Source organism: Streptomyces carminius, from assembly GCF_002794255.1.
GTDB lineage: Bacteria > Actinomycetota > Actinomycetes > Streptomycetales > Streptomycetaceae > Streptomyces > Streptomyces carminius.
In genome coordinates this window covers 1-12,386 of the sequence record NZ_PGGW01000005.1, presented here as the reverse complement: position 1 = coordinate 12,386, position 12,386 = coordinate 1, and the positions used below count along the sequence as shown (strand labels likewise).

The following is a 12,386-nucleotide window of genomic DNA, read 5'->3' as shown; positions in this document are numbered from 1 at the left end:
CTACCCGGCATCCGGCGTACCGATCTCCTCCCGGCCCTTCCCGGCCTGTCCGGACCGCTCCCCGTCCCGGTGGCGCAGCGCACTCGGCCACCACACGGCGGGACCGATGTCCCGGGCGAGGGCGGGCACCAGCAGGGACCGCACGACGATGGTGTCCATCAGGACGCCGAACGCGACGATGAACGCGATCTGGGCCAGGAAGGACAGCGGGATCACCACCAGGGCGGCGAAGGTCGCGGCCAGCACCACACCGGCCGAGGTGATCACCCCGCCGGTGGTGGTCAGCCCCTTGAGCACGCCCAGGCGGGTGCCGTGCCGCAGCGTCTCCTCGCGGACCCGGGTCATCAGGAAGATGTTGTAGTCCACCCCCAGGGCGACCAGGAACACGAAGCCGTACAGCGGGATGGAGGGGTCGGTGCCGCTGTAGCCCAGGAGGTACTCGAAGACCAGCGCGGCGATCCCCAGGGTGGCCAGGAAGTTCAGAGCCACGGTCGCCACCAGCAGCACGGGCATCACCACCGCGCGCAGCAGCCCCATGATGATGATCAGGATGATCACCAGGACGACGGGGATGATCAGGGCGCGGTCGTGCCGTGCGGTGTTCAGGGTGTCCAGCTGCTGGGCGGTGTAGCCGCCGACCAGGGCGTCCGCGCCGTCCACCGCGTGCACCGACTCCCGCAGCCGCTCCACGGTCTGCCGGGCGGCGTCGGAGTCGCTCTCGGCCTCCAGGGTCGCCTGGACGCTCACCCGCCCGTCGACCACCAGCGGCTCGCCCCCGCCGGGCCGGCCCGACTCGGTGACCGGCGCGGCCGAGGACACCCCCTCGGTCTCCTGCGCGGCGGCGGTGACCTGCCGCAGGCGGTCGGCGTCGGCGATGATCACCGCCGGGTTGCCGGTGCCGCCGGGGAAGTGCTCGTTCAGCGCCCGCTGGGCGGTGACGGACTGCGTCTCGCCCACGAAGAGCTCCTCCAGCGGCGTCCCCTTGGAGGTCAGCATCGGGGAGAACGCCGCGGCGACCGCCAGGGAGGCCAGCGAGATCGCCCACACCCGGCGCGGGGAGCGGTCCACGACGGCGGCGACCCGTCCCCACACCCCGCGGGCGCCCCCCGGGTCGTCCGGGTCCTGCGGCGGTTTGGGCCGGGCGGGCCAGTACGCGGTCCGGCCGAGCACCACGAGGACGGCCGGCAGGAAGGTCAGGGCGCTGAGCATCGCGCAGGCGATGCCGATGGCGCCGACCGGCCCGAGGGCCTGGTTGTTGCGCAGATCGCTCAGCAGCAGTACCAGCAGCGCCAGGGCGACGGTGGAGCCGCTCGCGAGGATCGCGCCCAGGGAGCGGCGCAGCGCGGTCCGCCCGGCCTGCAGCCGGTCGCCGTGCAGGGCCAGTTCCTCGCGGAACCGGGCCGACAGCAGCAGGCCGTAGTCGGTGGCGGCGCCGATGACCAGGATGAACAGGATGCCCTGCACCTGGCCGTCCACCCGCACCAGGTCCCGGTCGGCGAGGAAGTAGACGATCGCGGTGGCCAGGGCGAGGGCGAAGACGGAGCCGAGGATGATGGCCAGCGGGAGCAGCGCGCTGCGGTAGACCAGCAGCAGGATCAGCAGCACCACGCTGAGCGCGACGCCCAGCAGCAGCCCGTCGATCCCGGCGAACGCCTCGGAGAGGTCGGCCTGGGTGGCGGCCGGTCCGGCGACGTGGACCTCGGTCCCCGGCACCTGCCCGGCGGTCTCCAGGATCGAGTCGATCACCCCGGGCAGCTCGTCGTCCAGACCGGCGGAGAGCTGCACCACCCCCTGCAGGGCCCGGCCGTCCTCGGACGGCACCGCGGGGGAGGGGCGGCCCGCGGCCCACTCCGCGCCGGACAGCTCCCGCAGGACGGCGGTGGCCCGCTGCCGCTGCTCCGCGCCGATCCCGCCCTCCCCCGCCGTCTCCCAGACGACGATGGCGGGCACGGTCTCGGTCCGCTGGAAGGCCTGCTGCTCCTCGGTCACCTTCGTCGACTCGGCGCTCTCGGGCAGGAAGGAGGACTGGTCGTTGGTGGCGACTTCGCCGATCTTCCCGGCGTACGGCCCGAAGAGGCCGCCGACCGCCAGCCAGACGACGATCAGTGCGGCGGGTACCAGCCACCGCAGGACGCGAGGTGTGGGTTTCATGAACTCCCCTGAGCTGAAGGACGCGGACTCCGCACCGACGGGTACCCCGGTGGACGGGAATCTTTCCCGTTGAGATAGTCGATGATCAAGAATGTATATTCTGGAGGAGTGCACGGCTCAGAGGACCCCACCGGTCTGCAAGCGTTCGCCGTACTGCTCCGCCGCATGAACGGCGAGTTCAGCCGGACGGCGCACGACTTCGCCCGCTCCCAGGGCCTCCACCCCACCGATGTGCAGGCCCTGGTGGAGATCCTGGACGCGGACGACGGGCCCGTGACGCCGGGCATGCTGCGGGAGCGGCTCCAACTCACCTCCGGAGCGGTCACCGCCTGCCTGGACCGGCTGGAGCGCGCGGGCCACATCCGGCGCACCCGGGACTCGGCCGACCGCAGAACCGTCCACCTCCACTACGCCTCCCGGGGCCGGGAGGTGGCCCGCGAGTACTTCCGCCCGCTGGCGCAGGCCACCGACGCCGTCCGGCGGCGCTTCAGCGACGCCGAACTGCGCGTCGTCGTACGCTTCCTGGCCGCCATGAACGACGAGCTGGCCGCCGCGCGCCGGCCGGACGGGGACCCGCCCCCTCCGCCGTGACCCCGGCGCTCCCGGCGGCTTCCGACGCCTCGGCGGCCTCGGCGATGTTGCGGGCCATCCCGCCGAATACCACCGCGTGGAAAGGCGAAACCCCCCACCAGTACGCCTGCCCGGCCAGCCCGTGCGGATGGAACAGCGCGCGCTGCCGGTAGACCGTCCCACCCTCCGGCCCGCGCTCCACCCACAGCTCCAGCCAGGCCAGCCCCGGCAGCCGCATCTCCGCCCGCAGCCGCAGCAGCCGCCCGGGCTCGATCTCCTCCACCCGCCAGAAGTCCAGCGCGTCGCCCGCCCGCAGCCGTGCCGCGTCCCGCCGCCCCCGGGCCAGCCCCACCCCGCCGGCCAGCCGGTCCAGCAGGCCCCGTACCGTCCAGGCCAGCGGCAGGGAGTACCAGCCGTTCTCCCCGCCGATGCCCTCCACCACCCGCCACAGCACCTCGGGCGAGGCGGCCACGGCACGCCGCCGCACATCGGTGTACAGGCTGCCGCCCGCCCAGTCCGGGTCGGTGGGCAGCGGGTCGCTGGGTGCGCCGGGCACCGACGCGGAGGACCAGCGGGTGGCCACGTCCGCCTCCCGCACCCGCTTCAGGGCCAGCCGCAGCGCCTCCGTCACCCCGGTCCGGCCGCCCGGCGGATCCGGCACGTACCGTGCGATGTCGTGCTCGGCGCAGACCACCTCGTGCCGCAGCGACTCCGCCAGCGGCCGGGCCAGCGCGGCGGGCACCGGGGTGACCCAGCCGACCCAGTGGCTGGACAGGGTGGGGGACAGGACCGGCACCGGCAGCACGATCCGCCGCCGCAGCCCGGCCACCTCGGCGTAGCGCCGCATCATCTCCTGGTACGTCAGCACCTCCGGGCCGCCGACGTCGAAGGTCCGGTTCACCCCGGTCGGCAGCGTGGCGCAGCCGACCAGGTAGCGCAGCACGTCGCGGACGGCGATCGGCTGCAGCCGGGTCCGCACCCAGCTCGGGGTGACCATCGCCGGAAGCCGCTCGGTCAGGTAGCGGAGCATCTCGAACGAGGCGGAACCCGAGCCGATCACCACCGCCGCCCGCAGGACCGCCGTCGGCACCCCCGAGTCCATCAGCAGCCGCCCCACCTCCGCCCGGGAGCGCAGGTGCGGGGAGAGCTCCTCCTCGGGCACCCCGCGCGGCGTCAGCCCGCCCAGGTAGACGATCCGGCGCACCCCCGCGGCCCGGGCCCGCTCCCCGAAGATCCGGGCCGCCGTCCGGTCGGTCTCCTCGAAACCGCTTCCGCCGCCCAGCGAGTGCACCAGGTAGTAGGCGACGTCCACGCCGCGCAGGGCCGCGCCCGTCGAGGCGGCGTCGGTCACGTCGCCGCGGACCACCTCCGCCCGCCCCGCCCAGGGGTGGTCGCGCAGCCGGGCCGGGTCGCGGGCCAGGCAGCGCACCGCGTACCCGGCCGCCAGCAACTCGGGCACCAGCCGCCCGCCCAGGTAACCGCTCGCCCCGGTGACCAGGCAGCGCACCGGCGGGCCGGCCGCCGTACCGTCCTCCGTGCCACCGGTACCGCCGTCCGTGCCACCGGTACCGCCGCCTGTGCCGTCGCCTGTGACACCGTCCGTACCGCCACCCGTTCCGCCGCCCATACGGTCATGCTCGGCACCGCCCGCCCGGCCCGCAACCCGGGCTCCTCCCCGGCACCCGCGCCGCCCGGTCCCCCCGCCGCACCCCGCTCGGGGACGGCGGTTGGTCCCCCTGGCGGACAGCGGCATACGATCCCTTGCGTGTCCAAGCTGACCGACGTGTCCAAGCGGCTCCTGATCGGCCGGGCGATGCGGAGCGACCGCCTCTCCGAGACGCTCCTCCCCAAGCGCATCGCCCTGCCGGTCTTCGCCTCCGACCCCCTGTCGTCGGTCGCCTACGCACCGGGCGAGGTCCTGATGGTGCTCTCCATCGCCGGGTTCTCCGCCTACCGCTACGGGCCGTGGATCACCCTCGCCGTCGTCGTGCTGATGTTCGCGGTGGTGGCGTCCTACCGGCAGAACGTCCGCGCCTACCCCTCCGGCGGCGGCGACTACGAGGTCGCCACCACCAATCTGGGCCCCCGCGCCGGCCGCGCGGTCGCCGGCGCCCTGCTGGTGGACTACGTGCTGACGGTGGCGGTCTCGGTCGCCGCCGGTGTGGAGAACCTCGGCTCGGCGGTCCCGTTCGTCTCCGACAACAAGACCACCGTGGCGATGGCCGTCATCGCACTGCTGACGCTGATGAACCTGCGCGGCGTACGGGAGTCCGGCACGGTCTTCGCCGTCCCCACCTACGTCTTCGTCGCCGGGGTGCTGCTCACCATCGGCTGGGGCGCCTTCCGCTGGTTCGTCCTGGGCGACGACATGACCGCGCCCAGCGCCGGATACGAGGTCCGCGCCGAGGCCGGCTCACTGGCCGGGATCGCGCTGGTCTTCCTGCTGCTGCGGTCCTTCTCCTCCGGCTGCGCCGCCCTCACCGGGGTCGGCGCCATCAGCAACGGCGTCCCGGCCTTCCGCCGCCCCAAGAGCCGCAACGCCGCCACCACCCTGGCGCTCATGGGCGGTCTGGCCGCCACCATGTTCTGCGGCGTCATCGCCCTGGCCCTGGCCACGGACGTGAAGATGTCCGAGAACCCGGCCACCGACATCCTCATCGACGGCCGCCCGGCCGGGCCCGACTACCACCAGGACCCGGTCATCGCCCAGGTCTCCGCCGCGGTCTTCGGTGACGGCTCGGTGCCCTTCCTGCTGCTGGCCGGGGCCACCGCGCTGATTCTCTTCCTGGCCGCCAACACCGCCTACAACGGCTTCCCGGTCCTCGGCTCGATCCTCGCGCAGGACCGCTACCTGCCGCGCCAGCTCCACACCCGCGGCGACCGGCTGGCCTTCTCCAACGGCATCGTGCTGCTCGCCGTGGCCGCTGCCGTCCTGGTCTACGTCTACGACGCGGACTCCACCCGGCTGATCCAGCTCTACATCGTCGGCGTCTTCGTCTCCTTCACCTTCAGCCAGACCGGCATGGTCCGGCACTGGAACCGCCTGCTGGCCGGGGAGCGGGACACCGCCGCCCGCCGCCGCATGATCCGCTCCCGCGCGATCAACGCCTTCGGCGCCTTCTTCACCGGGCTGGTCCTGATCGTGGTGCTGGTCACCAAGTTCGCCCACGGCGCCTATGTCGCCCTCATCGGCATGGGCCTGTTCTATCTGATGATGACCGCCATCCGCCGTCACTACGACCGGGTCTCCGACGAGCTCGCGACGCCCGCCGAGCCGGGCGGCGACCTGCTGGCCCGTCCCTCGAAGGTGCACTCCATCGTCCTCGTCTCCAAGATCCACAAGCCGACGCTGCGGGCCCTGGCGTACGCCCGGCTGGCGCGCTCCGACGTGCTGGAGGCGCTCAGCGTCAACGTGGACCCGGAGGAGACCCGCGCCCTGCGCCAGGAGTGGAGCCGGCACGGCATGGACATCCCCCTCAAGACCCTCGACTCGCCCTACCGCGAGGTCACCCGGCCGGTCGTGGAGTACGTCAAGAGCCTGCGCCGCGCCGACCCGCGCGCCGTGGTCAGCGTCTACATCCCCGAGTACGTCGTCGGGCACTGGTACGAGCAGCTGCTGCACAACCAGAGCGCGCTGCGCCTGAAGGGGCGGCTGCTGTTCACCCCCGGGGTGATGGTCACCTCCGTGCCGTACCAGTTGGAGTCCTCCGAGCGGGCCCGGCTGCGGGCGCGCCGCCGCGCGGAGTGGAGCGCGCCCGGCGCGGTGCGGCGCGGCCCGGTCGGTCCGGGGGAGGAGAACGGGAACGGGCGCGAGCCGTAGCCCTCCCCGGGACCGGTAGGCTGGACGACTGCCGTCCCGGCCCCCGCCGTCCCCTGGAGCGCCCTTCCATGCCCCCCGCGACACCCCCCGCCGAGTCCTCCGCCGCGCCCGAGACCGCACCCGCCTCGCTGGCCGGGCAGGAGTACGAGGTCGAGATCGGCCCCGTCGCCCACGGCGGCCACTGCGTCGCCCGCACCGGGGAGGGGCGGGTGCTGTTCGTCCGCCACGCCCTGCCCGGCGAGCGGGTCGTCGCGCGGGTGACCGAGGGACACGAGGACTCCCGTTTCCTGCGCGCCGACGCGGTGGAGATCCTCGACTCCTCCAAGGACCGCGTCGAGGCCCCCTGCCCCTTCGTCGGCCCCGGCCGCTGCGGCGGCTGCGACTGGCAGCACGCCGCACCGGGCGCCCAGCGCCGGCTGAAGGCGGCCGTCCTGGCCGAGCAGCTCCAGCGGCTGGCCGGACTGACCGCCGAGGAGGCCGGCTGGGACGGCACCGTCGAGCCCGCGCCCGGCGACAAGGTCCCCCGGGGCGAGGTCCCCGCCTGGCGCACCCGGGTGCAGTACGCCGTCGACGCCTCCGGCCGCGCCGGACTGCGCCGCCACCGCTCCCACGAGATCGAGGTCGTCGACCGCTGCCTGATCGCCGCGCCGGGCGTGAGCGAGCTGGGCATCGAGAAGCGCGCCTGGCCGCAGACGGCCTCCGTGGAGGCCGTCGCCGCCACCGGCTCCGGCGACCGCCAGGTGCTGATCACGCCCCGCCCCGACGGCCGGCTGCCCCTGGTGGAACTGGACCGCCCGGTCTCGGTCCTGCGGGTGGAGGAGCCCCGCGGCCAGGGCGGGGAGCGGACGGTGCACCGTGTCCACGGCCGCCCCTACGTCCGCGAACGCGCCGCCGAGCGCACCTGGCGGATCGGCGCGGGCGGTTTCTGGCAGGTCCACCACCAGGCCGCCGACCTGCTGGTGCGGACGGTGATGACCGGGCTGACCCCGCACAAGGGCGACATGGCCCTCGACCTGTACTGCGGCGCCGGGCTGTTCGCCGGCGCGCTGGCCGACCGGGTCGGGGAGAAGGGCGCGGTGCTCGGCGTGGAGGCGTCGAAGCGCGCGGTGGAGGACGCCCGCCACAACCTCGCCGACTGCGACCGGGTCCGTATCGAGCACGGCACGGTCGAGAAGGTCCTGCCGCGCACCGGCATCACCGAGGCCGACATCGTCGTCCTGGACCCGCCCCGCTCCGGCGCGGGGAAGAAGACGGTGCGGCAGATCGCCGCACTCGGTCCGCGCCGTATCGCCTACGTCGCCTGCGACCCGGCGGCCCTGGCCCGCGACCTGGCGTACTTCCGTGCCGAGGGCTACGTCCCGCACTTCACGAAGGCCTTCGACCTGTTCCCGATGACCCACCACATGGAGTGCGTCGCGGTCCTCAAGCCCGCGCCGAAGGGCTCCTGACCTGCGGTTTATCGATGTGCATTATGTGCGGTGTGGGCGCTACGGGCGATATCTTGACGCTGAAATGACGCTCGTGACGCTCGTTTGACGCTCGTTGATCTTGCTCTATGACGGCGAGTCAGGTCGCTGGATGGGCAGGTCGCAGCTCTGCTGAGACGTGACCGGAGCGGGACTCCGTAGAGCTTGTCGGCTGCGCTGGCAGAGCTGTGGTGCCGGGTCTTGCCATTTGTCGGCCTGAGCCTGGAGGGCTTCGTCGTGAAGTTGTTCACCCAACGGAGTCGACGTGCGGAGATGCGACCACGCCCATGGCTGGCTTGCACCGATAAGTCTTTCAGCGTCTCTCCAGGGGCGTGCCGTGTTACGCGGCCGACCCTCCCCCAGGCATTCCCCAGCAGCCCGGATACTCCCCAGATTCTCCCCAAAGAGGCCGTTGCTGCGGGCAGCCGGCGGGACGAGGACCGCCGCTGCCATAGGCGTGCTGAGTGACTGCCGCGGGCGGGGCGTTTCGCCAACCGGCTCTGTAGTGATCAGTTGTCGAAGAAGAGACCAGCAAACGCGGTGACCTGCCGCGACAGGCGAGGGGTAGCCGCTGACCTGCGCGAATGATCTTTCGGTTGTGTCACGTTCGTACCGGTTGACGGGGCCGGAAGTCCCAGAGAAGTCCCAGAGGACTCCCACGGTCGGCGGATGCCCTATCGGCTTTGCTCAGGGTGTGGCAGCGCGGCGTGGGCTGGAGCCCGTGCACTGGTGGTCCGCCTTGGCCGAACGGCAGCACGGCACCCGGGGGGCGGCCAGGGCCGCGCCGGCGGAGGGGGCGAGGGCGGATGCCGTGGTGGTGGGCGGCGGCAACTCCGCCGTCCAGATCGCGGCCGAACTCGGTGCCGTCACCGAGGTCGCCCTCGCCACCCGCCGCCCCCTCGGGTGGCTGCCCCGGCGCCGGCTCGGCAGGGATCTGCACTGGTGGCTGAAGCGCACCGGAGGGGACATCGCGCCGCTGGGCCGGTGGCTTCACCGGCTGCCGGTCTCGGTGCTCGACGACGGCCACTGGCGTGCCGCCCTGGCCGAACACGGAGTGGACCGGCGGGAGATGTTCACCCGGTCGAACCGTCAGGCGGGCCGGCAGGGTCCACTCTGTCCGCCTCGCCCGGGCTGCTCGAACACCAGGCTCTGGGCGGTGGGCGGCTTCGGCGGGCCGACCCGTGGGTGGGTACCGCTGTCCTGGCTGCCTGACGGGTGCGGCGTCACCGGTGGAGCCGCCGGGTGGGGTTGCCCGTCGGTCGCTTTACTTGCATACTTGCGCAAGTGAGCAATGATTATGTCGTCGGTGATCTCGGCGCGGTTCTCTCCCACCAGATGTTCCGTGCCCTGGGTGATCCCACCCGCGTCCGGCTTGTCGATCTGCTTGCCGGGCGGTGCCGGGCCTGTTCGGTCTCCGAGCTGGCCGAATGCCTGGATGTCGACCTGTCCGTGGTCTCCCGGCATCTGGCGCTGCTGCGGGCGGCCGGTGTGCTGCGGGCGGCGAAGACCGGACGCACGGTGCTGTACGAGATCCAGTACGACGCTGTTGCCGAGGCCCTGCGCGGGATCGCCGACACCCTCGACCGAGCCCGGGAGGACTTCGCCGCCTCGGCCTCCTGCCCGGCACCCACCGGAAACGGCAAGGAGCAGCCCCAGTGACCGCCACCGATGCCTCCCCCGCCCCCGGCAGCCCGCCGTCACCCGAGCCCGGCGCACGGCTCGCCGTCGACTACTGGACCGTGGCCATGGAAGGCCAGGACTCCTGCGGCGCCTGTGACGAGACGTTCGCCACGCTCACCCGTGCGGCCGACACTGTGCGTCCCCTGGCCGCGCAGCTGGGCATCACCCTGGACATCACCCGGCGCACCGTCGCCACCTGGCAGGAGGCGGTCGAGCACGGCATCCGCGCATCCCCGGCCCTCCGGGCCGCGGGCACCGAACTGCGCCCCGCCCACCCGGACGACTCCGAGGCACGGGTGTGGTCCTGGCGCGGAGCGCACCATGCCTCCCTGCCTCTGGCCGCCGCGGTGGACTTCCTGCTCCGGGCGGTTGCCGCACGCAGTGCGCAGTTGGGCGACTTCCTCTCGCGTGGTGGCCCGTCCCCCTACCTGCGCCGCTTCCTGACCGCCTCCGCGGCCGAGGCCCCGGCCGCAGGGGCGGTCGCCTGCGGGCCGAGCGGTTCCTGCGGCTGACCGGTCCTGGCCGCCATGGATGACATACGGCGCCCGGGAGCGATCCCCGGCGCTGTGTGTCATCCGCGCGGGGAAGCGGGGCCGAGGAGGTCCGCGATCTGGGCGGCGGCCTCACGGGCGGGGCGGCCCACGCCGATGAGGGTGGCGGAGGCGGGGCCGGTCCAGTCGCCGTAGCCCAGCAGGTGCAGCCGCGGTTCCTCCAGGGCGCGGGTGCCCTCGGTGGGGATGCGGCCGCGGGCGGTGGTGCGCAGCCGCAGGGGGGCGAGGTGGGACAGGGTGGGGCGGAAGCCGGTGCACCAGATGACCGCGTCCGCCCCGGCCGTGGTGCCGTCGGCCCACACCGCGCCGGCGGGGGCCAGGCGGGTGAACATGGGCTGGGCCTTGAGCAGCCCGGCGTCCCGTGCGGTGCGCACCGGTGGCACGGCGACGATGTCGCCCAGGGAGGCGACCCCGCCGGTGTCGGGGCGGCCGGCCTCCAGTGCGCGGCGGCGGGCGGTGGCGGTGTCGAACAGGGCGCGGCCGTCGATGTCGTCGGCCAGGAAGCGGGGCGGACGGCGGGTCACCCAGGTCAGGTCGGCGCCGCGGTCCAGGGCGAGGTCGGCGGCGATCTGGGCGCCGGAGTTGCCGCCGCCGACCACGATCACTTTCTGTCCGGCGAAGTCACCGGGCCTGCGGTAGCCGGTGGTGTGCAGCTGCCGCCCGGTGAACGTCTCCCGGCCGGGGACGGCCGGGAGGAAGGGGCGCCACCAGGTGCCGGTCGCCGAGACCACGGTCCGTGCCGACCAGGTGCCGGAGTCGGTCTCTACCCGCAGCCGCTCCCCGTCGCGGTGTACGGCCGTCACGCGGACCGGGCGGGCCACGGGCAGGTCGTAGCGTTGTTCGTAGGCGGTGAGGTACTCCACCACGTGTGCGGCGTCGGGGTATTCCCGGCCGCTCTGGTGCGGCATGGGGTGGCCGGGCAGACGGGAGTGGGCGGCGGGGGAGAACAGGTGCAGGGAGTCCCACATGTGGCGCCAGGCGCCGCCGGGCGCGGGCTGCGCGTCGAGGATGGTGAAGTCCACTCCGAGGCGGCGCAGGTGGTAGCCGGCGGCGAGCCCGGCCTGGCCGCCGCCGATGACGAGCACATCGGTCCGTCCGGTCACGGGGAGACCGCCGCCGCGGAACGGGCCGCGCCCGGACGGCGGCTGCCGGTCCGGGCGCGGTGGGCGCACCCCGCTCCGCGGGTGCGGGGAGCCAGGTGGGGCATCAGCTGTCCCGGGCCGGTGTGGTGGCGGCGGGCCGTGCGGGGGCGGTGAACTTCTTGCGCCAGGCGAGGGCGACGTAGACCAGGGCGATGAGGACGGGGACCTCGATGAGGGGGCCGACGACGCCGGACAGGGCCTGGCCGGAGGTGACGCCGAAGGTGGCGATGGCGACGGCGATGGCCAGTTCGAAGTTGTTGCCGGCGGCGGTGAAGGCCAGGGTGGTGGTGCGTTCGTAGGCCAGGCCGAGGGCCTTGCCCAGGGCGAAGGTGCCGAAGAACATCAGCGCGAAGTAGACCAGCAGGGGCAGGGCGATGCGGGCGACGTCGAGGGGCTGGGAGGTGATCGTCTTCCCCTGGAGGGCGAAGAGGATGACGATGGTGAACAGCAGGCCGTACAGCGCCCAGGGGCCGATCTTCGGCAGGAAGCGCCGCTCGTAGTTCTCCCGGCCCATCTTCTTCTCGCCGAGGTGGCGGGTGAGGAAGCCGGCCAGCAGCGGGATGCCGAGGAAGATGACGACGTTGAGGGCGATCTCCCACATGGAGATGTCCAGGGCCTCGCCGTTGCCCAGGCCGAGCCAGCCGGGGAGCAGGTCGAGGTAGAACCAGCCCAGCAGGCCGAAGGCGAGGACCTGGAAGACGGAGTTGAGGGCGACCAGGACGGCGGCGGCCTCGCGGTCGCCGCAGGCCAGGTCGTTCCAGATGATGACCATGGCGATGCAGCGGGCGAGTCCGACGATGATCAGGCCGGTGCGGTACTCGGGCAGGTCGGGCAGGAAGATCCAGGCGAGGGCGAACATCACGGCCGGGCCGATGAGCCAGTTGACGACCAGTGAGGTGACGACCAGTCTCCTGTCGCCGGTGACGGCGTCGAGGCGGTCGTAGCGGACCTTGGCCAGCACCGGGTACATCATGATCAGCAGGCCGAGCGCGATGGGCAGGGAGAT

General features: G+C 73.3%; 10 protein-coding genes. 6 read left to right on the top strand and 4 right to left on the bottom strand.

Annotated elements, in window-relative coordinates; genetic code table 11:
• Positions 1 to 2,151 (bottom strand): MMPL family transporter, encoded by a 2,151-nt coding sequence (locus CUT44_RS00060; RefSeq protein WP_100200002.1) that lies wholly within the window; start codon positions 2,149 to 2,151, stop codon positions 1 to 3.
• Positions 2,152 to 2,316: 165 nt separating this feature from the next.
• On the opposite strand from CUT44_RS00060, the gene CUT44_RS00055 reads away from it, so the two are divergent.
• Positions 2,317 to 2,742 (top strand): MarR family winged helix-turn-helix transcriptional regulator, encoded by a 426-nt coding sequence (locus CUT44_RS00055; RefSeq protein WP_233221040.1) that lies wholly within the window; start codon positions 2,317 to 2,319, stop codon positions 2,740 to 2,742.
• On the opposite strand, the gene CUT44_RS00050 is transcribed toward CUT44_RS00055, so the two are convergent.
• Positions 2,639 to 4,348 (bottom strand): SDR family oxidoreductase, encoded by a 1,710-nt coding sequence (locus tag CUT44_RS00050; RefSeq protein ID WP_100200000.1) that lies wholly within the window; start codon positions 4,346 to 4,348, stop codon positions 2,639 to 2,641. The genes CUT44_RS00055 and CUT44_RS00050 overlap by 104 nt on opposite strands.
• Before the next feature lie 138 nt (positions 4,349 to 4,486).
• Between CUT44_RS00050 and CUT44_RS00045 the strand changes: the two genes are divergently transcribed.
• From CUT44_RS00045 to CUT44_RS00025, 5 genes are all read left to right on the top strand, one after another.
• Positions 4,487 to 6,541: an APC family permease gene (locus tag CUT44_RS00045; RefSeq protein WP_100199999.1), complete on the top strand. Its 2,055-nt coding sequence runs from the start codon at positions 4,487 to 4,489 to the stop codon at positions 6,539 to 6,541.
• Between the two features lie 68 nt (positions 6,542 to 6,609).
• Positions 6,610 to 7,989 carry a class I SAM-dependent RNA methyltransferase gene (locus tag CUT44_RS00040; protein WP_100199998.1) on the top strand — a complete coding sequence of 460 codons (1,380 nt, stop codon included), beginning with the start codon at positions 6,610 to 6,612 and terminating at the stop codon, positions 7,987 to 7,989.
• A gap of 712 nt (positions 7,990 to 8,701) precedes the next feature.
• Entirely contained in the window at positions 8,702 to 9,295 is a 594-nt protein-coding gene (locus CUT44_RS34660) for a hypothetical protein (protein WP_332888241.1), read from the top strand.
• Positions 9,292 to 9,666 (top strand): ArsR/SmtB family transcription factor, encoded by a 375-nt coding sequence (locus CUT44_RS00030; protein WP_146252143.1) that lies wholly within the window; start codon positions 9,292 to 9,294, stop codon positions 9,664 to 9,666. The genes CUT44_RS34660 and CUT44_RS00030 overlap by 4 nt, the downstream gene beginning before the upstream one ends.
• On the top strand, positions 9,663 to 10,199 hold the full coding sequence (locus tag CUT44_RS00025) for a DUF2703 domain-containing protein (RefSeq protein WP_100199996.1): 537 nt from the start codon (positions 9,663 to 9,665) through the stop codon (positions 10,197 to 10,199). Before CUT44_RS00030 ends, CUT44_RS00025 begins: the two co-directional genes overlap by 4 nt.
• Positions 10,200 to 10,258: 59 nt before the next feature.
• Here the strand turns inward: CUT44_RS00025 and CUT44_RS00020 are convergent, their stop codons facing one another.
• Together CUT44_RS00020 and arsB are read right to left on the bottom strand one after the other, a co-directional pair.
• Positions 10,259 to 11,341, bottom strand: a complete 1,083-nt coding sequence (locus CUT44_RS00020) for an ArsO family NAD(P)H-dependent flavin-containing monooxygenase (protein ID WP_100200086.1) — start codon at positions 11,339 to 11,341, stop codon at positions 10,259 to 10,261.
• Between the two features lie 103 nt (positions 11,342 to 11,444).
• Positions 11,445 to 12,386: ACR3 family arsenite efflux transporter (arsB, locus tag CUT44_RS00015; RefSeq protein ID WP_100199995.1), on the bottom strand; the 942-nt coding region annotated here is incomplete at its 5' end.